At 65.7% G+C, this 23,557-nt stretch carries 23 protein-coding genes and 1 pseudogene; 10 read left to right on the plus strand and 14 right to left on the minus strand.

Annotated features, from left to right (window positions below; all coding sequences use genetic code 11):
- Window positions 1-19: 19 nt before the first annotated feature.
- Window positions 20-997, plus strand: coding sequence for an acyl-CoA dehydrogenase family protein (locus G6N42_RS14840; protein WP_163730272.1), 978 nt, complete (start codon window positions 20-22; stop codon window positions 995-997).
- Here G6N42_RS14840 and G6N42_RS14845 read toward each other — a convergent pair.
- From G6N42_RS14845 to G6N42_RS14860, 4 genes are read right to left on the minus strand one after another with little or no spacing between them, the layout of a single operon-like run.
- Complete coding sequence (locus tag G6N42_RS14845; protein ID WP_163730273.1) at window positions 994-2,181, minus strand: acyl-CoA dehydrogenase family protein; 1,188 nt, start codon at window positions 2,179-2,181, stop codon at window positions 994-996. The genes G6N42_RS14840 and G6N42_RS14845 overlap by 4 nt on opposite strands.
- A gap of 19 nt (window positions 2,182-2,200) precedes the next feature.
- Complete coding sequence (locus G6N42_RS14850; RefSeq protein WP_174262255.1) at window positions 2,201-4,432, minus strand: acyl-CoA dehydrogenase family protein; 2,232 nt, start codon at window positions 4,430-4,432, stop codon at window positions 2,201-2,203.
- Between the two features lie 50 nt (window positions 4,433-4,482).
- Window positions 4,483-4,677: a ferredoxin gene (locus G6N42_RS14855; RefSeq protein ID WP_163730275.1), complete on the minus strand. Its 195-nt coding sequence runs from the start codon at window positions 4,675-4,677 to the stop codon at window positions 4,483-4,485.
- Between the two features lie 21 nt (window positions 4,678-4,698).
- Window positions 4,699-5,139, minus strand: coding sequence for a lipoprotein LpqH (locus G6N42_RS14860; RefSeq protein ID WP_232076140.1), 441 nt, complete (start codon window positions 5,137-5,139; stop codon window positions 4,699-4,701).
- Window positions 5,140-5,218: 79 nt separating this feature from the next.
- On the opposite strand from G6N42_RS14860, the pseudogene G6N42_RS31205 reads away from it, so the two are divergent.
- Window positions 5,219-5,332, plus strand: a pseudogene (locus G6N42_RS31205) (CAP domain-containing protein); the annotation flags it as partial.
- Window positions 5,333-5,403: 71 nt separating this feature from the next.
- On the opposite strand, the gene G6N42_RS14865 reads toward G6N42_RS31205, so the two are convergent.
- From G6N42_RS14865 to G6N42_RS14875, 3 genes are read right to left on the minus strand one after another with little or no spacing between them, the layout of a single operon-like run.
- On the minus strand, window positions 5,404-6,954 hold the full coding sequence (locus G6N42_RS14865) for a class I adenylate-forming enzyme family protein (RefSeq protein WP_163730276.1): 1,551 nt from the start codon (window positions 6,952-6,954) through the stop codon (window positions 5,404-5,406).
- A gap of 2 nt (window positions 6,955-6,956) precedes the next feature.
- The gene (locus tag G6N42_RS14870) at window positions 6,957-8,150 is read right to left on the minus strand and encodes a thiolase family protein (protein ID WP_163730277.1); all 1,194 of its coding nucleotides are present in this window, start codon (window positions 8,148-8,150) and stop codon (window positions 6,957-6,959) included.
- Complete coding sequence (locus G6N42_RS14875) at window positions 8,150-8,608, minus strand: MaoC family dehydratase (protein WP_163730278.1); 459 nt, start codon at window positions 8,606-8,608, stop codon at window positions 8,150-8,152. Before G6N42_RS14875 ends, G6N42_RS14870 begins: the two co-directional genes overlap by 1 nt.
- 88 nt (window positions 8,609-8,696) lie before the next feature.
- Between G6N42_RS14875 and G6N42_RS14880 the strand changes: the two genes are divergently transcribed.
- Both G6N42_RS14880 and G6N42_RS14885 read left to right on the plus strand, forming a co-directional pair.
- The gene (locus G6N42_RS14880) at window positions 8,697-9,884 is read left to right on the plus strand and encodes a thiolase family protein (RefSeq protein ID WP_163730279.1); all 1,188 of its coding nucleotides are present in this window, start codon (window positions 8,697-8,699) and stop codon (window positions 9,882-9,884) included.
- A gap of 1 nt (window position 9,885) precedes the next feature.
- Window positions 9,886-10,311: a Zn-ribbon domain-containing OB-fold protein gene (locus tag G6N42_RS14885; protein ID WP_163730280.1), complete on the plus strand. Its 426-nt coding sequence runs from the start codon at window positions 9,886-9,888 to the stop codon at window positions 10,309-10,311.
- Here the strand turns inward: G6N42_RS14885 and G6N42_RS14890 are convergent.
- Together G6N42_RS14890 and G6N42_RS14895 are read right to left on the minus strand one after the other, a co-directional pair.
- A complete protein-coding gene (locus tag G6N42_RS14890; protein ID WP_350310136.1) occupies window positions 10,286-11,176 on the minus strand; it encodes an NAD(P)-dependent oxidoreductase in 891 nt (296 codons plus the stop codon). The two genes, G6N42_RS14885 and G6N42_RS14890, sit on opposite strands and share 26 nt — an antisense overlap.
- Window positions 11,107-12,330, minus strand: coding sequence for a cytochrome P450 (locus G6N42_RS14895; protein WP_163730282.1), 1,224 nt, complete (start codon window positions 12,328-12,330; stop codon window positions 11,107-11,109). Before G6N42_RS14895 ends, G6N42_RS14890 begins: the two co-directional genes overlap by 70 nt.
- A 53-nt stretch (window positions 12,331-12,383) precedes the next feature.
- Between G6N42_RS14895 and G6N42_RS14900 the strand changes: the two genes are divergently transcribed.
- Complete coding sequence (locus tag G6N42_RS14900) at window positions 12,384-12,998, plus strand: TetR/AcrR family transcriptional regulator (RefSeq protein WP_163730283.1); 615 nt, start codon at window positions 12,384-12,386, stop codon at window positions 12,996-12,998.
- 3 nt (window positions 12,999-13,001) lie between these two features.
- On the opposite strand, the gene G6N42_RS14905 is transcribed toward G6N42_RS14900, so the two are convergent.
- A complete protein-coding gene (locus G6N42_RS14905; protein ID WP_163730284.1) occupies window positions 13,002-13,595 on the minus strand; it encodes a TetR/AcrR family transcriptional regulator in 594 nt (197 codons plus the stop codon).
- A 116-nt stretch (window positions 13,596-13,711) separates the two neighbouring features.
- Between G6N42_RS14905 and G6N42_RS14910 the strand changes: the two genes are divergently transcribed.
- The gene (locus G6N42_RS14910) at window positions 13,712-14,947 is read left to right on the plus strand and encodes an amidohydrolase family protein (RefSeq protein ID WP_163730285.1); all 1,236 of its coding nucleotides are present in this window, start codon (window positions 13,712-13,714) and stop codon (window positions 14,945-14,947) included.
- 289 nt (window positions 14,948-15,236) lie between these two features.
- On the opposite strand, the gene G6N42_RS14915 is transcribed toward G6N42_RS14910, so the two are convergent.
- Genes G6N42_RS14915 through G6N42_RS14925 form a run of 3 tightly spaced genes read right to left on the minus strand, consistent with a single transcriptional unit; the run spans window position 15,237 to window position 17,919 of the window.
- Window positions 15,237-16,115: an alpha/beta fold hydrolase gene (locus tag G6N42_RS14915; RefSeq protein ID WP_163730286.1), complete on the minus strand. Its 879-nt coding sequence runs from the start codon at window positions 16,113-16,115 to the stop codon at window positions 15,237-15,239.
- Window positions 16,116-16,117: 2 nt separating this feature from the next.
- Window positions 16,118-16,420: a hypothetical protein gene (locus G6N42_RS14920; protein WP_163730287.1), complete on the minus strand. Its 303-nt coding sequence runs from the start codon at window positions 16,418-16,420 to the stop codon at window positions 16,118-16,120.
- Complete coding sequence (locus G6N42_RS14925; RefSeq protein WP_174262084.1) at window positions 16,417-17,919, minus strand: class I adenylate-forming enzyme family protein; 1,503 nt, start codon at window positions 17,917-17,919, stop codon at window positions 16,417-16,419. Before G6N42_RS14925 ends, G6N42_RS14920 begins: the two co-directional genes overlap by 4 nt.
- 79 nt (window positions 17,920-17,998) lie before the next feature.
- Between G6N42_RS14925 and G6N42_RS14930 the strand changes: the two genes are divergently transcribed.
- From G6N42_RS14930 to G6N42_RS14945, 4 genes are read left to right on the plus strand one after another with little or no spacing between them, the layout of a single operon-like run.
- The gene (locus G6N42_RS14930) at window positions 17,999-19,150 is read left to right on the plus strand and encodes a thiolase family protein (RefSeq protein WP_163730288.1); all 1,152 of its coding nucleotides are present in this window, start codon (window positions 17,999-18,001) and stop codon (window positions 19,148-19,150) included.
- Between the two features lie 7 nt (window positions 19,151-19,157).
- Window positions 19,158-19,991, plus strand: coding sequence for an alpha/beta fold hydrolase (locus G6N42_RS14935; protein ID WP_434059586.1), 834 nt, complete (start codon window positions 19,158-19,160; stop codon window positions 19,989-19,991).
- On the plus strand, window positions 19,988-21,478 hold the full coding sequence (locus G6N42_RS14940; RefSeq protein ID WP_163730290.1) for a class I adenylate-forming enzyme family protein: 1,491 nt from the start codon (window positions 19,988-19,990) through the stop codon (window positions 21,476-21,478). Before G6N42_RS14935 ends, G6N42_RS14940 begins: the two co-directional genes overlap by 4 nt.
- On the plus strand, window positions 21,475-22,605 hold the full coding sequence (locus tag G6N42_RS14945) for an acyl-CoA dehydrogenase family protein (RefSeq protein ID WP_163730291.1): 1,131 nt from the start codon (window positions 21,475-21,477) through the stop codon (window positions 22,603-22,605). Before G6N42_RS14940 ends, G6N42_RS14945 begins: the two co-directional genes overlap by 4 nt.
- Before the next feature lie 34 nt (window positions 22,606-22,639).
- On the opposite strand, the gene G6N42_RS14950 is transcribed toward G6N42_RS14945, so the two are convergent.
- On the minus strand, window positions 22,640-23,554 hold the full coding sequence (locus G6N42_RS14950; RefSeq protein ID WP_163730292.1) for a TIGR03619 family F420-dependent LLM class oxidoreductase: 915 nt from the start codon (window positions 23,552-23,554) through the stop codon (window positions 22,640-22,642).
- Window positions 23,555-23,557: the final 3 nt, after the last annotated feature.

Consider the following 23,557-nt stretch of genomic DNA (forward strand, 5'->3'; position numbering starts at 1 on the left):
CTACTGGGAGGGGTTGCGTATGGACTTCGGGCTGACCGACGAACAACGACAGCTCGCCGATGCGGAGCGATCCTGGTTGGAGCGCAACGACCCGTTCACGCGCGTGCGTCACGCTCTCGACGACGCCGCGCTCACACTCGACCCCGCGGCGGTGGCGCACGTCGCGGAATGCGGACTGTTGGCTCTGCTGACACCGGACGTCGGCGGAACCCACGCCGACCTCGCGGTCTGCAGTGAAGCGCACGGCTACGCGGCCAGTTCGCTGCCGATCGCCGATCTGGCGATCGGCTGCTGGCTGATCGAGCGCGCCGGCTTGGAGGCCGTCGCAGCGGTAGCCGAGGGCCGACTTCTCGTCGGACTGGGTCGTCAGAGCGGCAGCCCCATCCCGATGGCGACCGACATGGACGCGTTCATCGTCACGCGGCAGAGTGCCGACGAAGAATTCGTTGCGCTGGTGCGCAATCCGTCGTTGACGGTGATGACGACCCTGGACCTCACCCGATCGTGGTGCCGCGTGACCGATGCCGACTCGGACGCGGTTTGGGTGCCGGTGCCCACGGGAACGCTCGCTCTGATGCGTGATGCGCTGGCGGTACACCGCGCCTTCGACGCACTCGGTGCGGCAACTCGGCTGCTTGACATGACGGTCGCCTACGCCGGTCAGCGCGAGCAGTTCGGCGCACCGATCGGTTCGTTCCAAGCTGTCAAACACCACTGCGCCGACATGGCCGTCGGCGTGGAGGCCAGCCGCGCGACGCTGTGGGCGGCCGCAATGTCGCTGGATTCAGCCGAGCCGGTTCGCAGTCGAGCCGTGGCCGCGGCCGCCGCCTACGCGAAGGCCGCTGCGAGCAATGTTGCGAGTCTGGCCCTGCAGGTGCACGGTGGCATCGGCTTCACCTGGGAGCACGACCTGCATCTGCTGCTGCGCCGCATCAAGGTCGACGAGGCCATGGACGGCAGCGTCACCGAGCATCGCGCACGACTCGTCGACGCCTAGCGCGTACGCGGTAAGCCGAGGCCACGCTCGGCGATGAGCGTCCGCATGATCTCCGAACTTCCACCGGCGATGGTGAACGCGCGTGCGTAGAGCCACTCGTCCTGCCACCTGCCGTCGTCGAGCGCGTTGGCGTCGCCGTCGACGAGCACGCCCGACTCACCACCGAGCTCGACTGCGAAGCGGGCCATTTCGAGGTTGATCTCGCTGAACATCAGCTTGCCCATCGGGGCGTCGTGCATCCGTTCCTCACCGCGTCGCCACCGACCCAGGTTCGCGTAGGTCAATGCCGAGAGCGCCTCGACGTCGGCGCTGAACTGACCGATGCGATCACGGACCCGGTCGCTCTCGATGGCCGCGCGCCCGTCGATCGTGACGCGGCGCGCGAGGTCGATCAGGGCGGCAATCGCCAGCTTGAGTTTGACGACGATGCCGCCGACGTTCGTTCGCTCGTGCGCCAGGGTCGCGTTCGCGATCGCCCAGCCCTGTCCGGGCGCACCGATCATGGCGTCGGCACGGACCGCAACACCGTCGAAGAAAACTTCGTTGAAGTCGGACGTGCCGGTCAGCTCGCGCAGCGGCCGCACCTCAACCCCGGGCATCGACATGTCGAGGATGAATGCGCTGATGCCCTTGTGCTTCGGCGCGTCGGGATCCGTCCGTGCCAGCAGGTACCCGTAGCTCGCCCAGTGGCCGTCGGTCGTCCACACCTTCTGGCCGTCGACGACGTACGAATCACCCCGTCGGACCGCCTTGGTCCGTAACGACGCCAGATCGCTGCCCGCACCCGGCTCGCTGAACAGCTGGCACCACCACTCACGGCCCGCCCGGATCTCGGGCAGGTGTCTGCTCCGTTGCCCGTCGGTGCCGAAGTGGATCAGGGCATGCGATGCCAACACGCTGCCGCTCGGCGCCCCCGGCACCCGAGCGCGGGCCAGCTCCTCCCCGACGATCACCGCGTGCTCGGTTGTGCGATCCGCGCGGCCACCGAATTCAGCGGGCCAGTCCGCGCCGACGTAACCCGAGTCGTAGAGCCGCGCTGTCCAGTCCGCGAGCATGCGGTGCTCGGTGTCGTTCTGCGCGCTACGCACCCCGGCCCGCGGAGGTATGGCCGGCGCGTGCTCGGCGATGAAGGAACGCACCTCGATGCGGAACTCCTCGAGCTCTGGACTGGTGCCGTATTGCACGATGAGGTTCCTTCGCTGATCAGTTGGCGGCGGCCAAGATTCGCCGGGCGGCGCGCTCGCGCAACGCCTCGGCCCGGCCCATCAGCACGGCGTTGGCGCGCGCGCGACGGAGTAGGAGGTGGATGGGATGTTCCCAGGTGAATCCGATGCCCCCGTGGAGCTGTAACGCCGCTTCGGTGGCTGACACTGCGGCGTCGAACCCAGCTGCCGCCGCGAGTTCGGCAGCGCAGTCGGCGTCGACTTCGTCGGCTTCAGCCGCCATCGACACCTGGCTGCGCGCATTCTCCAGCGCCACCAGCATGTCCGCGCAGCGGTGTGACACGGCTTGGTAGCTGCCGATCGGCCGTCCGAATTGTTCCCGTCTGCAGGCCCATTCGACCGTCATGGCCAATGCGCGCGCACCGACCCCGATCGAATCCGACGCACCGGCCAACAGCGCGTACCGCCGCGCCTGATCGAGCCCGCGGCGCAAGCGGGCGCCGTCTGCGATGACCTCACCCGCGACATCCGACAGCGTGACCGCACCCACCGTGGCACTGAGATCGAGTGGCTGCTGCGCCACGACGTCGACGCCCTCGGCGTCACGGTCGACCGCAATCAGTACTCCGTCGGCGGCGAGGACGAGCAACACCTCGGCGACCGGTGCGCCCGGCACCACCGACACCGCGCCGCTGAGGCGATCATCACACCACCCCGGTAGACCCGATCCCGCTGTCTGCCAACCCGAATCGTCCAGCGGCACCACGAACGCGGCGGACGCACCGGCTGTGATGCGTTCGGCCACCGCCTTTGCGCCAACCGCTACGGCGACCTCTAGCGCCGTCACCGTCGGAACCAGCGGCACGGCCGCAACGGCCTTGCCCACCTCTTCGAGCGCGGCATACAGCATCCGTCGCGGTGCGCCCGTGCCGCCGAGCGCCTCGTCGACAGCGAGCCCAGGCAGTCCGAAGTCCAGCAGAGATGCCCACATAGCGCCGTCGGTCGCGTCGAAAGGTCTCTCCTTATCCAGTATTTCGTGAAGATCGCGGCGGAGTGCTTTGGCTAGCACGTCACGTAGCTGCTGTTCGTCGCTTTCCGGGACCGCGAGCGGGGCGCCGGGCACGACGGCAGGGACACGGGTGCCATCGCCCCGGTGCGAAGGCAAACCGAGTACAGACTCGGCGATGGTGTTTCGCTGGATCTCCGCGGTCCCCGCGCCGATGGTGGTGGCGCGGCTCATCAGATAGCCGTACGTCCACCGCCCGTTGTCGACTGCCTCGGGCGCCCGGCTGCCCAGCGCGCCGTGCGCACCGCTGACACGCAGTGCGAACGCGTGCATGTGCTGCTCGAACTCCGACTTGACCAGTCTGTTGACCGAAGCCACCGCGCCGGGATCCTCGCCCCGCAGCACGGCGGCCAGCGCACGCGCACTGTTGGCGGCGATGGTCCGCACGCCGCTTTCGAGTCGCGCGACGTCCTGGCGCACCAACGAGTCGTCGCCGAGTCCCTGTGCCACCACTAGTGAGATCACTTTGTCGGCGGTTTTGCGGTATTTGAACTCGTCGGCGAGGAACGCGGTGGCCCGTTCGTGCCCCAGCGATGTCCGCATGATCGACCAACCCTCTCCTTCGGCGCCTACGCGGTTCGTGATGTCCACCTGGACGTCGTCGAGGAAAACCTCGGCGAAATGCGTTGCCCCGCTGATATCACGCAGTGGCCTGATCTCGATGCCCTTGCTGTTCATGGGTATCAGGAGATAGGTGATGCCGTCGGTGCTGCGACCGGCCGGGCCCGTGCGCACCAGGGTGAACATCCAGTCGGCGCGCTCGGCCATCGTCGTCCAGACTTTCTGGCCCGTCACCCGGTAGACATCGCCGTCACGGATCGCACTGGTCGACAGCGACGCGAGGTCGCTGCCCGCCTCAGGCTCGGAAAACCCTTGGCACCAAAACTCGTCGGCGCGCAACAGCGGTCGCAGGAACCGGTCCTTCTGCTCCTGCGTCCCGTGCGCGATAAGGGTCGGCGCGACGATGAAGGACAACGGGCACGGATGGGTAGGCGCTCCGGCGGCAGTGGTCATCCGGTAGTAGTCGAGTTGGTCTTCCAGCGCCAGTTCAAGACCGCCAACCGTTTTCGGCCAGCCGGGAGCGGCGAGACCCTCATCGACCAGTCGGGAATGCCAGGCGCGCGCTGCCTTGATGCGGTCGGCAGAGCGGTCCGGCACGAACTCCGCGAGCAACCGTGTCAGCCGAACTCTCCAGTCGTCGGACATCGCCACCCCACGAAGTTAACTTGGTTACTTATGTGGAGGCAAGGCCCGAGTCAGTCCTCTTCGATGACGATTGCCAATTCGGGGCAGGCCGCCGCACCCTCGCGTGTCTTCTGCTCGTCCCCTGGCAGCACCTCATGCGCCTCGAGGATGCTGTAACCCGAGTCATCAATCGGAAACAGCTCGGGGTCAACGGCGTAGCACTGGGCATGTCCTACGCACCGCGACTGCTCCAGACGAACTTTCATGTCGGTCCTCCGTCGTAGTAATCAGCAGGCCACCCGTATCGAGAAGCTCTGCGAGATACGCGCACTCGGATTGCTCTCACGGAAGCCCTCCGCGGTGCCATTCACCACAAACGTCTGTCCGGCCATCTCGACGTCCGCTCGCGGATTGAGGTCTGCCCAATAGCTACCGGTGAAGCCGGCAAGGTCGCGGATCTGCGCGAACTGCACGACACTGCCTTCGCCGGTGTCGACCGCCGAGGTCGTACCCCGCTCCTCGTCGCCGGTGACGATGGTCGTCACCGCACCTCCCGAGGTACAGCGCACGTCGTGTGTGGCGTCCATCTTTACGCCGTCGATGGTGACCTCGGCAGTACCCGCCGACAGACTGCCTTGCGGTCGCGTGGCAGGCGCCGGTTCCGAGCAACCGGCGAGGGCCGCCGTCATCGCGATACCGGCCACCATTCTGCTAAAGCTGAACGCCACTCCAACATAATCCGCTAAATATCTTCCCATTTCAACCGCGTCGTAGTTGACTGTAGGGGACCAGGCCGAAAGGGGGCACCCGATGGATCCCAACCCGGACTACGACGCGAGTGACGAGTTGGAGTACGGCTTCAACTGGTTCGCGTGGATCCTGCGAGGGGTCTATCCGCCACCCGCGTATCCGCCGGTTTAGGGCTGGACGGGGTAACCAACCGCCTGGTCGGAGCGTAGCCTCGCCCGTTCGGTGGTTGTCGCGGTCTTCGGTCAGCCTGCCTGAGCCTGAGATACGAGAAGACGTAACCGCTTCTTGTCGACCTTGCCACTGGGCAGCACCGGCATTTCGTCGACGATCATCAGCCGGCGCGGAACCTTGTAGGCGGCCAGGCGTTCGCGTGTGAAAGCCTGGATCTCATCGAGAGTGACGTTGGCGCCAGGATCGACTGTGACGACCGCGCACACGGTTTCACCCCATCGCTCGTCCGGCGCCCCGACCACCGCGCACGCCGCGACACCAGCCACCCGACTCAGCGCGTCCTCCACCTCCGGCGAGTAGACGTTCTCGCCGCCGCTGATGATCACATCCTTCTTACGATCGACCAGGTACAACAGCCCGCGTTCGTCGAACCTGCCGATGTCGCCGGTGTGACACCAGCCGTCACGCAGCGTGGCCAACGTCGCCACGTCGTCGTCCCAGTACCCGCGGAACAACGAATCCGACTGCACCACAATCTCACCGGGTTCGCCGAGCGGTACATCGACACCGTCCTCGTCGACCGTGGAGACCCGTATGCCGGGAAACGGGAATCCGACCGAGCGCAGGACCGCTGGATCTCCGCCTGGTGCATGCAGTTCACGCGGCAACCCCGAGACGATCGCCTCGGTCTGCCCGTAGAGATTCAAGAACCCGACCGACGGCATCATCGCCAGCGCCCGTTCGAGAATGTTCATGGTCATCGGCGCCGCCGCATAGATGACGGTGCGTAGGCTCGTGACAAGTGCGACATCGGCCACCGCATCGAGCAGCGCGCGCAACATCACCGGAGCCAGGTGCAGTACGGTGATGCGCTCCTGCGCGATCAGCCGAACGGCCTCGTCGGCGTCGAACTGCTGCTGCAACACCACGGTTCCGCCTCGGGCGTGCATGCCGCCGATGATGGCCATGGCTCCGATGTGGAACATCGGCATGTTGATCAGGCCGCGGTCGTCAGGGCCGGTGCGCATTTCGACGTTCATCGTGAACGCCACCTGCCGATGTTCGCGTTGACCGAGCATGCAACATTTCGACGCACCGGTGGTACCGCTGGTGAAGATCAGACACGCGATGTCATCGGGCCGTGCGCGCAGCACCAGATCGGATTCGCCTGCAGCCACGAAGGTCTCATACGCAGCCATGTCCGGCCGCTCAAAGCTGCCGATGCACACCAGATGGGGTGAGGACGTGAGCGTGGGTGCGAGTTCGGCGATCATCGGCGCGAACTCGTCGGCGCAAAGGACGATTTTCGGGCGAACCCGGTTGAGTACGTCGCGCACTTCGTCGGCCGTGAGCCGGAAGTTGACGGTCGCCATGATGATTCCGCTGAGTTGGCAGGCCGCCATTACCTCGCCGAACTCGATGCTGTTGCGGCTCAGGATCGCGACGCGATCCTGGCGTCGCACACCGGCAGCCGCCATCGCTGACACCAACTGGACCGCACGCTCATACAGCTGCGCATGGGTGATGCTGCGGTCATCGAGCCGGTAGGCGGTCACGTCCGGAAATCGACGGGCATTGTCGGTGACGATGTCACCCAACGTCATTCCCGCGTCGGCCGCCATGGCTACCGGCTGCTGAGCAGCATCGATCCCGCCACCGGCCCGCCACCGACACCGACGGCCACCACCTCGGGCGTCTTCGGCGCCTGGCGTTCGCCGCCGTCACCCCACATCTGCACGCACGCCTCGTGAACGAAGCCCATACCGTGCAGCCTGCCACCAGACAGCTGCCCACCGCTGGTGTTTATCGGCAACGCACCGTGAAGCGCGATACGCTCGCCGCCCTCGATGAAATCCCCCACCCTGCCGTGCTCGCAGAACCCCAGCGCTTCCAACCACATCACGGTCAGGAACGAAAACCCGTCGTAGAGCTGGGCCATGTCGACGTCTGAGGGTGTCAACTGCGTGTGCTCCCACAGGGTGGCAGCGGAGTCGTGCGCGGCCATCGTCGTGAGGTCGCAACGCTGGTCCCACGTCGCGCGTTCGAACATGCCAGGGCCGACGGACTCCACGGTCAAAGGATGGCGCGGCAATCCCTTGGCTGCGTCACGTCGCGACACGATGACGGCCGTCGCTCCGTCGCACGGCACATCGCAGTCGTACAGGCACAGTGGCTCAGAGATCATCCTGGCGCCGAGATAGTCGTCCATCGTCATGGGTTCGCGGTACACCGCGTCCGGGTTGAGCGCGGCGTTGCGGCGTGCATTGAGCGCGATCCAGCCAAGTTGTTCGCGGGTCAGCCCGAAGTCGTTCATGTACCGCTGGGCCGGCATCGCCAGCCAGTTCGTCGCCGACAACGCGCCGAACGGTGCGACCCACTCGAGGTGCGGTGGCAGCTGCCCGCCACCGAACAGCACCGAGGCCCGCCCGCCTCCGGCCTGAGCGGCGGCGGTGGATTCCCACACCGATCGGTAGACCACGACGTGGTTGGCCAGCCCGAGCGTCACCGCCATACAGGCCTCGATGAGCGGGCCGATCTGCCCAGCGGTCTCCATCGCCGAGATGTACCAGCGGCAGCGGAGACCGAGCGCGTTGCGCACCTCCTGCACCGTCGCACCCGAGAACCCCGCGTCGGGCACGCCGGGTCCGGGATAACTGGCGATCCCGTCGACGTCGTCGACGTCGAGTCCGGCGTCGGCGATCGCGCGCAGCACCGCCTCCAGGGTCAACTCGAGTCCGGTCCGCCCCAGTCTGCGGCCGACCTGCGATTTGCCCGCGCCGGTGAGCACCGCTTTGCCATCGAACGGTCCGCCTGCCATCAGAAGATGAACCGCGCAATGAGTTCGGCTACCGCAGCCGGCTTTTCGACGCCGTCGATCTCCACCGTGTGCCGCACGGTCAAGTTGACCGTGTCGTCGTCGACCCTCATCGCATCGAGGAGTTGGGAACGAACGCGGACACGGCTGCCCGCGGTCACTGCGGCGAGAAACCGCACCTTGTTCAGCCCGTAGTTGATCCCCATCTTGGCGTTCTCGATGCGGTAGTTGTCCTTGCTCACACCGGGGATGAGCGACAGCGTCAGGAAGCCGTGCGCGATGGTTGCGCCATAGGGGCTCTCGGCCTTGGCCTTCTCCACGTCGACGTGGATCCACTGGTGATCCATGGTGACCTCGGCGAAGGCATCGATGCGCTGCTGCTCTATGTCCACCCACCGGCTCACGCCGAGTTCGGCGCCGATCAGCGCGATCGCCTCGTCGATGGATCCGATCGTCTTCATCAGCACTCCCGTTCGCCTGCACCCAAATACATTTATCTATTTAACGGTATAGACTGCCGATGGCCTATTCACAAGGACAGGGAGATACATGACGTCTACGACGTCGCGCGCCGCGATCGTGGCCGCCGCACGCACACCCATCGGCACCGCGCGCAAAGGCACGCTGGCCAACATGCCCGCTGTCGAACTGGCCAAGCCGGTGGTCTCGGCCGTCATCGAACGGTCCGGGCTGGACGCCGCCGACTTCGACGACTTGGTAATGGCCGAGGTCATGCAGGGCGGCGGGGACAGCGCCCGCTACCTCGCCGTGGACCTCGGCCTGCTCGACATCCCGGGGATCGCCGTCAACCGGCAGTGCGCGTCGAGTCTGTCCGCGATCGCCGTCGGCGCGGGGCAGATCGCATCCGGGATGAGCCGCGCGATACTGGCAGGCGGCATGGAGTCGTTGTCCACGAGCCCGATCCTGCAGAAGCGCAAACCCTTCACCGCCGGCAAGTCCGCCGAGGATTACGCTCAGTGGTTCCCGGAGTCACACCCACCGACTGACGATGCGCCCGCAACCGACATGTCCATCACGGTCGCTCACAACTGCAATGTGCAGTACGGGATCACGCGCGAGGACCAGGACGAGTGGGCATTGCGCAGCCATCAGCGGGCGGTCAAAGCCATCGACGCCGGTTCGTTCGTCGACGAGATCGTGCCGCTGCAGGTGCCGCAGGCCGACGGGTCGACAGTCACGTTCGCCGAGGACGAGCATCCGCGACGTGGCACTTCGATGGAATCGCTTGCCGGACTGAAAGTTCTGCATCCGGAGATCGAAGGATTCAGCGTCACAGCCGGCAATTCGTCCGGCATCAACGACGCAGCGGCCGTGGTCGCACTGGCGAGCCCGGACACGTCGCAGGAAGTTCTGGCGAGCCTCCTCTCCTGGACGCAGGTCGGTCTCGAGCCCAATCGAACCGGGAGCGGACCCATTAAAGCGATTCCAAAAGCCCTGGAGCTGGCGGGACGCAAGATCGAGGACGTTGCGCTGTTCGAGATCAACGAGGCGTTCGCCGCGCAGGCTGTGGCGTGCGCCCGCGAACTCGGCCTGGACGAGGATATCGTCAACGTCTACGGGTCGGGCATCAGCCTCGGCCATCCGATCGCGGCGACGGGTGCGCGGATGGTGACATCGGCCATCTACGAATTACGCAGGCGTGGCGGGGGAATCGGCGTGCTGTCCATGTGCGCAGGCGGCGGCATGGGTGCCGCCATGGTTATCGAGGTGGCATGACATGACCCAACTGATCACAGAGAACTTGTTCCGAGTCGACGGCGACCGCGCCGTCCTGCTTGCCTCACGGCGGAAGTCGACAGGCGCGCGGAAATTTCCGGCCGAGCGGCCGGAACTCTACGACGCCGACCCGGCGATCCAGGAGGACATCGAGGCGGTCGAACTGCCCACCGAGGGCACGCTCTACACGTTCACCACACAGGAGTTCCCGCCCCCGCTGCCTTACAAGGGCAACCGGTCACCCGATGTCTTCCAGCCCTATGTCGTTGGCTTCATCGACCTCGGCGGACAGGTGCTCGTCGAGGCGCTGATCATCGGGGCATCCGCATCAGAGTTGCGGATCGGTCAGCAGATGGTAAGCACCACAACGCTATTCGAGACCGAGACGGGCGAGCAGCTGCTCACCTTCGCGTTTCAGCCGAAGTGAGCGGCAGCGGACCGCGCGCGACCACGTCGTAGAGCAGCCCAAGATCCGTGTGTGCCTCCGTTGCTGCCGCCAGCGCCGCGTCGACATCCTTGCGCAGGAACGGCGCAGCGAGTTCGGTGAACGGCGATATTCCGCCGATGGCGCGAGCATGCCCCGCGACCTTGCTGTCGGCACTGCACGCCGCCAACGCGTCGAGAAAGCTGTTCGCGTCGATGCCCAGATCCGTCGCAACGGTGACCGCAGCACTGAGCAACTGGGCGTTGGCGGCAAAAAGCACGTTGTTGACGAGCTTGAGGTTGAGCGCTGAGCCGAGACCTCCGGTACGCAGCACCGTCGCGGCGTACGCGTCGACGACGGTGGCGGCGGCGTCGACGGCTTCGGACGGACCGCCGATCATCACTGTGAGTCGCCCGTTGGCGATGTCCTCTGCGGTTCCGCTGATCGGTGCGTCGAGCACGGTGATATCTGTTCTCGCCGAAGCTAATTCGCGCAGTGTGGTCACCGCACCGGTGGTGTGCGAAAGCACGACGGTGCCGGATGCACAGTGTGCGAGCAGCCCGTCACCGCCGAGGGTGACGTCACGCAACTGGTCATCCGAGAACAGACAGCAGATGACGATCCGCTGGTTCTGGACTGCATCGGCAATTCGATCGACGGCGACCGCACCCGCTTCTTGAAGACGTTGACGGACTTCGGTTTTGCGGGCGTAGACGGTCACCGGGTGTCCCGCTGCGAGCAGACGGTGCACCATCGGTTCACCCATCTGGCCGGCGCCGACGAACCCGATCGGCTCGGTCATTCGGTGTCGCCCAGTGCGACGCGTGGACCAGGAGTGAAAGCGATCGGCAGCTTCCGCATCGCCCAGACTTCGCCGGCGTCCTCGAAGCGGAGCGGTTCACCGTCGAGGTGAAAGTCCGGCAGGCGGGCGAGGATCTCGCCGAGCATCTCTTGGAACATCATCCGCGCGAGATGCGAGCCGAGGCAACGGTGAATCCCCACACCGAAAGCCATCTGCTTGCGACTGTTTGCGCGGTCGAGGTCGAAGGTGTCGGGATCGGCGAATATCGACGGGTCGCGGTTGGCGGCGGCCCACATGAGGATCACCCGATCGCCGGCTCGCAGCGATGCGTCGTGGAACTCGGCCTCTCTGGACACCGTGCGCGCCAGACCGAGGGTCGGCGTGTAGAGACGCAGGAACTCGTCGGTCGCCTTCTCGATCCACTCCGGCTGCGCGACGAGCGTCGCGCGCAGCTTCGGTTGCTGGGTCAGGGCGTACAGCACGTTGCCGGTCAGACCGCTGGTGGTGTCCATTCCACCGAGCATCATCAGCACCGTGTACATCAGGATCTGGGTGTCGTCGAACGGCACATCGTCGATGTGACCGTTGAGGATTCGGCCGAAGAGGTCGTCACCCAGGTCGCCTCTCTCGCGACGTTCCGACATGTACTTGTAGATTTCGCCGAACAGCTCCATGACCGCGGCGCCGGACTTCTCCTCGTCGTGCGTGCGGTCGTGCACCATCGAATGCACCCAGTGCACCCACTCCAGGTATTTCGACTGGTCGAAGTCGAGCATGTGCAGGATCAGCTTCGCGGGCAGCGGAGTGGTCAGCTCGCCGACGATGTCGCAGTGTCCGCGCTCGATGAACTCGTTGACCATCTCCCGGGCCATGCGACGAGCCCGCGGCCGCAGCTTTTCCGCTTGGCCCGGCGAGAAGACCTGCAGTGTGACTTGCCGAAGTTTCTGGGTCAGAGGCGGATCCGATTCGATAGGCAAGATCGGAAACGGTGCACCGCTAGCCGGGATCCCCACCGAAGGATAGGAATTGAACAGCTCGTCATCACGCGCGGCGTCGAACACCGACTGATAGTCGAGAAGTGCCCAGAATCCGCCATGCTCGGTGGAATGGGTGACCGGACACCGCGATCGCATTTCGGCCATGGTGGCGTGCGGACACTCGCGGAATTCCGGCGAATGGTGATCGAAGGACTCGACGACGGTCGCCTGCGCATCGGTCATGGCTCCACCTCCTCAAACTACACTTTTATCAAATGTGTAGTTAGCATACGGTAATGGCAAAGAGTGCGGAAGCGCAACGTGCGCCGGCGTGGGGTGCCGATCTCCCGCCGACCGAAGCGGAGGCGCGTGCCCGGCTGCTCGACGCGGCCGAGGCGTGCTTCCTCGAAAGAGGGCCCAGCAAAACGAAAGTCACGCACGTAGCGGCCAAGGCGGGTGTCCACCGGACGACGGTGTACAGCTACTTCGCCAACATGGACGAGATCCTGGCGGCATGCTTCGTGAAGGCCACGAACCTCGTCGTCGACGCGGCCGAACCGTACTTCGCACAGCGCGGCCCGTTCATCGAACGTCTGATCATGGGTGCGCTCGCGGGCCTCGGCGCCGCGCGCTCGTCACCGACAATGCGCGCGATGACCACCCCCGAGGAACTGGCCCGCACGCATCGCGCGGCCGAGCGATCCGAGGCATGGCGCGCCGAGATCGTCGACCGCCTTGTCGAGCGCTTCGTGGCCGCGTCCGGTGAGGTGCGTACCGATGTATCGCCACAGGTGTTGGCGCAGTGGGTGGTACGCATCTGCTTCAGCCTGATCGAAGAGCCCGGCAGTGCCGAAATCGGTGGCGACGAGGGTCTGCTGCGGACGTTTCTTCCGCGCACGATCGCGCCGTGACGGCTAGGTCTTCGCGATTCCGGCGATGAAATCCGCCAGCACAGCGATCACCTCGGTTCGATCGACGGCGACGGATTGGGTCTGTACCGCATACCACGCACGATCCAGCATGCCCATCGCCGTCACGCCGATCAACTCCGGCGAATGCGGACCATCGACGCAGATCGCCTGCCCCAACTTCCATGCCGCTCTCGTCATCATGTGATCGCGCGAGCGGCGGAACGCCTCGTCGTCGGGGGCGGTGTGCGCCGCGGCCGTCACGAACGCGCCATGACGATCCATGTAGTCGAAATAATCCCCGACCCATCCACGAACGGCCTCGATGTCACGCGATTCCATCGCCTGCGGGCAGTTCGCGATCACCCCGAGGACATCGTGATAAGCCGTCCTGCCGAGCACGTCGAAGACTTCGTGCTTGTCCTTGAAATAGGTATAGAAGCCCGCGCGGGAGATGCCGCATGCCTCGGTGATCGCGTTGATCGGTGTGCCGTTGAAACCGCGCTGCAGAAACAGCTCACGACTGGCCTGCAGGATCGCCGAACGGGTGCGCTCACCCCGACTCATGTCGAGCGACTCGTCCTGCGGGGTCACGGTCATGAACGCACACTACCTGACGATAGTGTCGCATCCCACTCTTACCTGTTGAGCAGCGTTTCTAACGCTGTTTCCGACACATACTTGACACTTGTGTCAAGTTACGCGAAGCTCGGCTCATGACTCAGTTCACCGAGGCACCGATCTTCGACGCCGACCAGCACATGTACGAGACGCCGGATGCGCTGACCAAGTTCCTGCCCGACGAGTTCAAGCCCAAGGTCCAATTCGTCCAGATGGGCAGGCACACCCGGATTGCGATCCTCAACAAGATCACCGACTACATGCCCAACCCCACCTTCGAGCGGGTGGCGCGCCCCGGCGCGCACGAGAGGTTCTACTCGGGCCACAATCCCGAGGGCCTGTCCCTGCGGGAGATGTCCGGACGCGGTATCGACTGCCCGCCGGCGGCACGCAATCCCGAAGACCGGATCATCGAGCTGAACGCCCAGGACGTCGAGTCGTGCCTGAACTACCCGACGTTGGCCAATCTCGTGGAGCACTCCGCGGCCGAGGATCCCGACCTGACGGCGGCGATCATCCACGCATTGAATCAGTGGATGCTCGAGCACTGGGGCTTCGCCCACGAGAACCGCATCTACTCGACACCGGTCCTCACGCTCGGCCTGCTCGACGAGGCACGGCGCGAGCTCGAGTACATCCTCGAGAACGGGGCCAAGGTAGCGCTGATCAAACCGGCCCCGGTCAACGGCTACAAGGGCTGGCGCTCCCCCGCGATGCCCGAGTTCGACCCGTTCTGGCGCGACGTCGAAAGTGCCGGATTGCCAATTGTTTTGCATGCCAGCCAGCCGCCGCTGCAGGAGTACATCGACAAGTGGGAGCCCCCCACGACGAGCAGCGCGTTCGAGATGTCGGCGTTCAAGTGGACGGCGCTCGGTCACCGCGAGATCGCCGACATGCTGACCAGCCTCATCTGCCATGGCACGCTGACCCGGTTCCCGAAGCTGCGCATCGCGAGCGTCGAGAACGGAAGTTCATGGATCAAGCCGCTTTTCGACGATCTGCAGGCGACGTACAACAAGATGCCGCAGAACTTCCCCGAGCATCCACACGATGTGTTCCGCCGCAACATCTGGGTCAGCCCGTTTTGGGAGGGATCGGTCGCCGACGTCGTGCAGACCGTCGGCTGGGACAAGGTGCTGTTCGGCTCGGACTGGCCGCATCCGGAGGGACTGGAGACACCGCGCGGCTATTTCCATTACGCCGAGGGCATGGATCGCAGGCGCACCTACGACTTCATGGGCGACAACGCGCGTCGCTTCATGGGGCTGCCGATCGCCAACCCCGATCCGGATGCGGTCAACCCACCGGTGCTCGAAACGGCGGGCGCCTAGCGGTCTGGGATCGCCCGCCCATCAGGGAGGCACGACAGCGGCAGGCAGTCCCGCCGCATTGGCGGATCAGTCCGAATGCATCCACCATCGCGTCGGTCACCTCATGCGGAGCAGTCACGTGTACCGGCAACGATACGATGATGGTTCGCAGCGCATTGCCCGAGATTCGTTCCGGTGAGGTGTCGATCGCCAGCGGCACTCCGCCCAGTAGCGGCTCGTCGGCGTGACCGTCGTACTTCAGCAGAAGCGAGCGCACGGCTCCCGCGACGGTGGCGACCTTCAGACGCTGCTAGCCCAGGATTCGTAGTCGGGACCGCACACGCCGCTCAAGAAAGTCGCCGAGCACTTCCTCGAACACGGCGTTGTCGTCGCCTGCCACCATGTGGTGCGCGCCAACGACGGTGGCGAACTCCGCATGCGGCACCAGTTCCAGGAATCGCACCGAATCCTCGACACTGAGCACATCGGATTCACCGCCCCGCACCAAAAGCGTCGGCAGCCTCAGTGAGCTTGCCGCAGCACCGAGACTGGCCGGGTCGATCAGCTGATTGCGTTGCACCGCCTGATCTTCCGGTGAGCCCATGAAGGCCGGATCCCAGTGCCAGTAGTAGCGCCCGTCGCGTAGCCGCAGGTTCTTTCGCAGCCCGTCGAGACTGCGGGGCCGCGGGCGATGGGGCACGTAGGCCGCGACCGCATCGGCCGCCTCTTCGAGCGAGCCGAACCCCGTTTCGGCATGCGACACCATGAATTCACGGATCCTGCTCGTCCCCGACGGCTGCAGGAACGGCGACACGTCCACGAGAACCAATCCGAGGGCGAGATCGGGCCGTCCACCGATCGCTGCCAGCGACGCATTGCCGCCGAGCGACGCACCGACCAGCACCGGCGGGCTGCCGAGGAAGTCGACAAGACTGACAACATCACCGGCGAAACGATCCATCCCGTAGCGTCCGTCGGGCGACCAGTCGCTGTCCCCGTGGCCCCGCAGATCGACCGTCAGGCCATACCATCCTTGACCACCCAGGTCTGCCGCGCTCGATTTCCAGGAGTGCCGTGTCTGACCACCACCGTGCAGAAAGACCACCGGCGGGTCAGATGGATCGCCGAACGCGTCGACAGCCATCGTGATGTCGCCGGCCGGAATGCGCAGTGTCGATTGGTCGGTCATGATCAGTCGCTGGCCGGTAGCGGCTTGGCTTCCTTGAGGGTCAATGGCGTTCCGCCGATGCTCAACGTGCCGACTCCGGCCTTGGTGACCAGTAGCTCCGCGCCACCCTCGTCGACGTACCGCTTGCCCATTACGGTGCCACCGGCCAACGCGGGGTCCAGGTCGGCGTGCGGCGACCGCTCCGTGTCGAGTGTCACCATCGGCTCGCCGCCGCAACGCAGGTCATCGAGGCTGTCGGTGGCCCGCACGACGATCACCTGGGTGTCGCAGACCTGGCTCTGCAGGCGGGTTCCGTTTTTGATCACGTTGTACTCCAAACATTTTCGGATAGTTCTCGGATGATCTCGCGTCGCATCACCTTGCCGGTATCGGTGGTCGGCAGCTGATCGACCACCTCGATGCGATCCGGTGTGCGCGAACCGCGTAACGCTTTGTGCGCGAAGGTTCGCAGGTCGTCGACGTCGAATTCGGCGCCCGGCTCGGGCACCACCACCGCGACGATGATCTGTACCCACCGCGGATCGTCGAGCCCGACGACCACCACGTCACGGACCGCGGGATGCTCGATCAGGACATCCTCGATCTCGGCGGGCGCGATGTTCTCCCCACCGCGGATGATCGTGTCGTCGGAGCGCCCGCCGATGTACAGGTAACCCTCCTCATCGAGCATGGCGAGATCCCTCGTGGGAAACCATCCGTCGGCATCGAGCACAGACCCGATCTCGGCATAGCGACCCGAAACCTGCGGTCCCCGTACATACAGCTCCCCGGTCGCACCGGGACCCAATACCTCGCCGTCCTGGGATCGAATCTGCACCTCGATGCCGGGCACCGGGCGGCCAACGGAACCGAGTCGGCGCGCCGCAGCCGCATCTTCGGTACGGTACGCGGCCAGATGGTCATCGGGAGTCAGCACCGCGATCGTCGAACTGGTCTCGGTGAGTCCGTACGCGTTGACCAGACCCACATCGGGAAGCAACTCAATCGTCCTACGCACCAACGGCAATCCGACCTTCGAACCGCCGTAGGCCAGGCTGCGCAGCGTCGGCAGCTCGGTCGTCCCGGTCTCCAACTCGCCGACTATACGGTCCAGCATGGTCGGGACGACGGTTGCGGTCGTCACCTTCTCGTCGCGGACCAACCGCACCCACTCACGGGCGTCGAACCTGGTCAAGTACACGATCTTTCGGCCGGCGTACAGATTCGACAGCACCGCTCCGACACCGGCGATGTGGTACGGCGGGACGCATACCAGCGCCGCGTCTTCGGCATCGGCAGAGGCGAATTCGACCGTGCCGGTGACATAGCTGGTCAGGTTGTTGTGGGTCAGTTCAACGGCCTTGGGGCGCGACGTCGTGCCGGAGGTGAACAGCACGATGGCGACGCCGTCGGGGTCGGCGAACTCCTCGACGGGATCGGCCGCGCGAGCGGCGCCGAGGAACTCGTCTGAACGCAGCACCTGCTTGCCCATGCCGGCCACCATGTCGACGTACTCGTCGTCCGCGACCACCAGTGCAGAGGGCAACCGGTCGAGGAGTCGTCGCAGCCCGTCGGCGCTCAACCGGTAATTCAACGGAGTGAATGGCACGGCAGCCCGCGCCGAGGAGAAGATCAGCAAGGGCAGCATCGCGCCGCCGGACCCGACATAGGCCACGTGCTGTGCGCCCGTCGCAGCGACAACAGCGGCTCCTCCGCTGGTCAGCGCACTCAGTTCGGTGGTCGTCAGCCGAACCTCACGGTCGACGACCGCCAATCGGTCGGGGTCGCCCGAGACCGCCATCTCGAGCAGCAGTGCAATGCTCAACGCCTCAACCCTTCGCTAATTCGCTATATAGTTATATCCTTAGCGACCGGCCGCAGTCCACTTCACCCGAGGGAGTCCCATGAGCACACCCGACATCGCGATCATCGGCGTCGGCATTCATCCGTTCGGACGCTACGAGGACCGCTCGGCACTCGAGATGGGCGCCGTCGCGATCGGCCGTGCGCTCAAAGACGCCGGGCTGCAGTGGTCGGACGTCGGCAGCCTCTACGCCGGCAGTCTCGAGGTGGCCAACCCGGAGGCGGTCACCGGACTGACTGGGATGACCGGGATCCCCGCGCGGGCCACGTTGAGCGGGTGCGCCACCGGCAACTCGCTGCTGACACTGGCGGCCCGTGATGTCCTGCTTGGTGAGGCCGAAATCGCGGTCGGGGTTGGCCTCGACAAACATCCGCGCGGCGCGTTCGGCGCGGACCCTGCGGTGGCCGGGCTGCCGCAATGGTACGGCGATCAGGGCATGTTCCTGACCACTCACTACTTCGGCACCAAGATCATGCGCTACATGCACGACCACAACCTCAGTGAGGAGACGCTGGCCCGGGTCGCTGCGAAGAACTCCGCCAACGGCGCTTTGGCCGATCACGCATGGCGCCGTAAGGCGATGAGCGTGGAGACCATCCTGGGCTCGCCGGTCGTCAACGCTCCCCTGCGCCAGTTCATGTACTGCAACCCGAACGAGGGCGCCGCCGCGGTCGTGGTGTGCCGCGCCGAAGTCGCCAAGAAGTACTCCGAAGCCCCGATCTATCTGCGGGCCTCCGCGCTGCGCAGCCGTCGTGACGGCGCATACGAGCTGCTGCGCACGTCGATCGAATTGCCGTTGCAACCGGGCACGACGGCCGAGGCGGCGAAAGCCGCCTACGAGGAGGCTGGCATCGGCCCCGACGACATCGATGTCGCCCAGCTTCAGGACACCGATGCCGGCTCGGAGGTGATTCACATGGCTGAGACCGGTTTGTGCAAGGACGGTGAGCAGGAGGCGCTGCTGCACGACGGCGCGACCGAGATCGGTGGCCGACTGCCGATCAACACCGACGGCGGCCTGCTCGCCAACGGCGAGCCGGTCGGCGCGTCCGGCCTGCGGCAGGTCTACGAGCTTGTGCACCAGCTGCGCGGGACAGCGGGCGACCGCCAGGTGCCCGGCAACCCCCGCGTCGCACTGGCCCAGCTGTATGGCTCGCCCGGTACCGCCGCGGTCGCGATCCTGTCGAAATAGTTCGCTCGTGGCCACGACCGTCACCGTCGACGACTGCGAGATCGAGTACATCGATGTCGGCGCAGGCGCGCCGATCGTGTTCGTGCATGGCGCCTACGTCACCGGTGCGTTGTGGGACGACGTCGTCGCGCGGCTGTCCGACGACCACCGGTGCATCGCGCCCACGTGGCCGTTCGGCGCGCAGGCCACGCCCGTCGGCGACAACGTCGACGTCGGAATCGCGGCCGCGGGTCGGCGGATCATCGGGCTGCTCGAACAATTGGATCTACGCGACGTCACGCTGGTCGCCAACGACTCGGGTGGCGGGATCGTGTTGTCCGCGCTCGGGATTCTGGGCCTGGACTGGTCGCGGGTATCGCGGTTGGTGTTCACCAACTGCGACAGTTACGAGCACTTCCCGCCGAAGTCGTTCGCGCCCTTGGTGAAGCTGTGTCGCGTCGGCGCGCTCGCGTTGAGGGCACTCTCAACACCACCCGGTCTGGCGTTTTTCAAGCGTGCTGTCACCAGGGACGGCATCGCCAAGGAGCGCGATGCGGCGATCTTCGGCGGCTTCCTGCGTTCGGCCGACGTCCGCCGCGACGCCGTCCGGTTCAGCGCGGCGTTGGATCCACGGCACACCGCCGCTGCCGCCCCTGCCATCGGAAAGTGGACCAAGCCGGTGTTGGTCGTCTGGGGTACGTGCGACGACCTGTTCCCCGTGAGCCATGCCCGGCGGCTGGCCAACGACTTCCCCCATGCGGCCCTGCGTCTCGTCGAGGGCAGCTCCACGTTTCTCATGCTGGACCGTCCCACCGAAACCGCCTCGGCCATCAAGGCATTCGTTGCGGGAGGGCAGCGATGACGGCCACCATCGCCGAGTTGCTCGACGACGCGGCTGCGGCCCGACCGGATCAGCGACTCCTGCTGGACGTAGACGGTGGGGTGCTCACCGTCGGGGACGTCGCGCAACTGTCCACATCGGCCACCGGCTGGCTCGCCGACGCGGGAGTTCGCCCCGGAATGACGGTCGCGTGGCAACTGCCGTCGCACACCGTCGCCGTGGTGGTCATGTTGGCGCTGGCCCGCACCGCAACAGTCCAGGCGCCGGTGCTGCACCTCTACCGGCAGCGCGAGGTCGGGGCCGCGCTCGACGTCGCGGCCGCCGACATCCTGATCGTCGACCGTTCCACGGCGATCAACGCCCCGCCCGACATCCCGGTCGTCACCCTGCCAGATGACTTGCTCGACGTTCTGCGACACACGCCCGGCTGTGCTGCACCCGCGCTGGCCACCCCACGCGCAGCGGACGACGCGCGGTGGATCTACTTCACCTCCGGGACCACAGGCCGGCCGAAGGGTGTTCGTCACACCGACGCCACCCTACTGGCCGCGGCGCGCGGGTATACGAAGCATCTCGGAGTGGGGGGCCACCCTGCCGAGGTCGGGACAATCGGTTTTCCGATCGGCCATATCGGCGGAATCCTCTACGTGACAAGCGCTTTGATCGGGGCGTTTCCCGCGCTGCTGATACCGAAGATCGATGCTGCTGAGCTTCCCCGCCAGCTCGCGGAGAACCGGGTGACGGTCTCGGGATCGAGCACCGCGTTCTATCAGATGCTTCTATCGGCTCAACTCGCGTCTGGTCGCGACACATCGCTCATCCCGTCGCTGCGCATGCTGATCGGCGGCGGCGCCCCGTGCCCGACCGAACTCCATCACAAGGTGCGCAACCACATGGGCGTGCCGATCGTCCATGCCTACGGGATGACCGAAGCCCCGACGATCTGCGTCAGCGAGGCGACCGACACGACCGAGCAGCAGTCGAACAGTTGCGGCAGACCGATTCCCGGCGCTCAGGTTCGCATCTCAGCCGGTGGGGAGGTCGAACTGCGCGGCGCGAACCTGACGCCCGGTTACGTCGATGCCGAACAGTGGTCGCTGACAGTGACATCCGATGGGTGGTTCCGCACCGGCGACCGCGGGCATCTGCGATCCGACGGTCGCATTGTGATCACCGGCCGCGTCAAGGATCTGATCATTCGCAAGGGCGAGAACATCTCACCCGATGAGATCGAGAACGAGTTGCTGGCGCATCCGCTGATCGACGAGGTGGCGGTGATCGGCCTGCCCGACGAGGACCGCGGCGAAATGGTGTGTGCCGTCGTGCGGCGGTCCCCGAACCGGCGCGAGGTCAGCCTCGAGGAAGTGTGCGCGTTCCTCGACCAGCGCGGGCTGATGAAACAGAAGTGGCCGGAACGCCTGGTGGTCGTTGACGAGTTCCCTATGACTGGGTTGGGGAAGATCGCGAAAACCGAGCTTGCAGAGCTGATCACAGAAGGAGCCCGATGACCGCGATGAGCGTCGACGAACGCCAACAGCTCGCGCAATCCGTGCGCGCCGCCTGCGAGCGACTCTCGCCGGAGGGGCGGGTGCGCGCGGTCGCGTACGACGGCCGACAGATGCACCGCGGATTCGACGCCGAACTCTGGCAGGTGCTGTGCGGCCAAGTCGGGGTCGCCGCGATCGGACTGCCCGAGCGATTCGGCGGTGCCGGATACGGCGCCACCGCGATGGGCGTCGTCGCGCATGAACTCGGGCGCTCGCTGGCGTCCGTGCCGTTCATCGCCTCCGCGGTGCTGGCCACCAGCCTTCTGCTGGCCGCCGGCGATACGGAGGCCGAGCAGCGGCTGCCGGAGTTGATCGACGGCGAACGCACCGCCGCCGCCGTGCTCACCGAAGACGGCGGACTGTGGCACCGCGATCGCGTGTGTGTAGCGGCCGAGCAAGCGCCCACGGGTTGGATGCTCAACGGCGTTGTGCGCCATGTTCTTCACGGCGGGTCCGCTGATGAATTGGTCGTCGTCGCAACGGTCGGCCGCGAACTCGCCTTGTTCGTCCTCGACACGACGACCCACGGCGTGATCATCGCCGAGGAAAGCGTTCTCGACGGCACCCGGCCGATGGCGACCATCACCTTCAGCTCGGCACCGGCGATCTGCCTGGCAAGCGGCGACGCAGTCGAGGATGCCGTAACCGGCAGCGTCGACCTGGCGATGGCGGTGTTGTCCGCCGAGCAGGTCGGTGCGTGTGAGCACGTGCTGCAATTGGCGACCGACTACGCCCGCACTCGGGAGCAATTCAACCGTCCCATCGGCAGTTTTCAGGCGATCAAACACAAGTGCGCCGACATGCTGTTGGACCTCGAGTGGGCTAGGTCTGCATCACAGGCCGCACTGGAGGCCCATGACGTCGGCCCGATCGACGAATCCGCCTGGCGGGCAAGCATGGCCAAGGCGGTGTGTTCGGAGTCGCTTCGCAATGCGGCGCACGCGAATGTGCAGGTCCACGGTGGAATCGGGTTCACCTGGGAGGACTCGGCACACCTTTATCTGCGCCGGGCACGCACCGATGAGGTGTTGTTCGGCAAGCCTGCCGAACACTGGGAACGGCTCGGGGCCAGAGCGCACCTTTTGTAGCCACGATCGCTGCGTTCTTCTCCGCGCTGAATCGTTAGCCCGTCATGCCGAAATGGTCGGCGAATCGCGTCATGTAGGTCTCGGCCGCCGACGCCGACGTTGCGTCGACATGCGCGAGGATCCGGGTCGCTCCCGCGTAGCCGATAGCCGACACGAAGTCGTCGATCGAGTCCACCGCCGGGGCATCGTCGAAATCGATTGTGGGAATGGCGACTTGGATCTCGACGTCGGCAAGCCGCCGGCCCGCATCGGCTAGCAATTGTCGCAGTCTGTCGACCGCGTGTTCGAAGTCGTCTACCGTCTCCATCGCCGCGGTGCGAACCGCCGAAGCGACGGCGGCAGGATTGAGCATTGGGCACCACCCGCTGCCATATTCGACGACGCGACGCAGCGTCGCGGGACTGTTGCCACCAATCCACAGCGGCGGATGCGGCTTCTGGACCGGCGAATTCACCGCCAGCTCGCCGGTCGCCGCGAAAGTGGTTCCAGTAACCGGTCGTTCGGGATTCAGCCAGATCTCGCGAAGCGCAGCGAGGTACTCGTCGAAAAGCGCAACCCGGTCATCGAAATCGACGCCGAGCGCGGCGAACTCCGAGCGTAGATAGCCGGCTCCCACCCCGGCGATCAGCCGTCCGCCAGACACCTCGTCGAGCGAGGTCAGGGTCTTGGCAGTCAGATAGGGGGTGCGGAACGGCAGCACCCACAGGTGCGTCATCAGCCGGATTCTGGTGGTCGCGGCCGCGAAGTAGGCGAGCGCCACCGCCGGATCGAAGGTGTTGTGCCCACCCGCGCGCCGCCACTTTGCCGATGGTGCCGGGTGATCGGCGAGTGCGATCGCATCGAAACCCACCGCCTCGGCGTGGGTCACCAACGCGCGCATGACCGTCGGCTCGCGTAGTTCCGGATCGGCCGTAGGGACGTCGCTGGGAAATTCGACTGTGAAGTTCATGGC

It is taken from the genome of Mycobacterium gallinarum (genome assembly GCF_010726765.1).
GTDB classification, from domain to species: Bacteria; Actinomycetota; Actinomycetes; order Mycobacteriales; family Mycobacteriaceae; genus Mycobacterium; species Mycobacterium gallinarum.

Excerpts from the sequence above, each read along its gene's own strand:
- G6N42_RS14840 (WP_163730272.1), top strand. The coding sequence starts at position 20 with ATGGACTTCGGGCTGACCGACGAACAACGACAGCTCGCCGATGCGGAG.
- G6N42_RS14850 (WP_174262255.1), bottom strand. The coding sequence starts at position 4,432 with ATGTCCGACGACTGGAGAGTTCGGCTGACACGGTTGCTCGCGGAGTTC.
- G6N42_RS14855 (WP_163730275.1), bottom strand. The coding sequence starts at position 4,677 with ATGAAAGTTCGTCTGGAGCAGTCGCGGTGCGTAGGACATGCCCAGTGC.
- G6N42_RS14865 (WP_163730276.1), bottom strand. The coding sequence starts at position 6,954 with ATGGCGGCCGACGCGGGAATGACGTTGGGTGACATCGTCACCGACAAT.
- G6N42_RS14870 (WP_163730277.1), bottom strand. The coding sequence starts at position 8,150 with ATGGCAGGCGGACCGTTCGATGGCAAAGCGGTGCTCACCGGCGCGGGC.
- G6N42_RS14875 (WP_163730278.1), bottom strand. The coding sequence starts at position 8,608 with ATGAAGACGATCGGATCCATCGACGAGGCGATCGCGCTGATCGGCGCC.
- G6N42_RS14880 (WP_163730279.1), top strand. The coding sequence starts at position 8,697 with ATGACGTCTACGACGTCGCGCGCCGCGATCGTGGCCGCCGCACGCACA.
- G6N42_RS14885 (WP_163730280.1), top strand. The coding sequence starts at position 9,886 with ATGACCCAACTGATCACAGAGAACTTGTTCCGAGTCGACGGCGACCGC.
- G6N42_RS14895 (WP_163730282.1), bottom strand. The coding sequence starts at position 12,330 with ATGACCGATGCGCAGGCGACCGTCGTCGAGTCCTTCGATCACCATTCG.
- G6N42_RS14900 (WP_163730283.1), top strand. The coding sequence starts at position 12,384 with ATGGCAAAGAGTGCGGAAGCGCAACGTGCGCCGGCGTGGGGTGCCGAT.
- G6N42_RS14905 (WP_163730284.1), bottom strand. The coding sequence starts at position 13,595 with ATGACCGTGACCCCGCAGGACGAGTCGCTCGACATGAGTCGGGGTGAG.
- G6N42_RS14910 (WP_163730285.1), top strand. The coding sequence starts at position 13,712 with ATGACTCAGTTCACCGAGGCACCGATCTTCGACGCCGACCAGCACATG.
- G6N42_RS14915 (WP_163730286.1), bottom strand. The coding sequence starts at position 16,115 with ATGACCGACCAATCGACACTGCGCATTCCGGCCGGCGACATCACGATG.
- G6N42_RS14930 (WP_163730288.1), top strand. The coding sequence starts at position 17,999 with ATGAGCACACCCGACATCGCGATCATCGGCGTCGGCATTCATCCGTTC.
- G6N42_RS14940 (WP_163730290.1), top strand. The coding sequence starts at position 19,988 with ATGACGGCCACCATCGCCGAGTTGCTCGACGACGCGGCTGCGGCCCGA.
- G6N42_RS14945 (WP_163730291.1), top strand. The coding sequence starts at position 21,475 with ATGACCGCGATGAGCGTCGACGAACGCCAACAGCTCGCGCAATCCGTG.
- G6N42_RS14950 (WP_163730292.1), bottom strand. The coding sequence starts at position 23,554 with ATGAACTTCACAGTCGAATTTCCCAGCGACGTCCCTACGGCCGATCCG.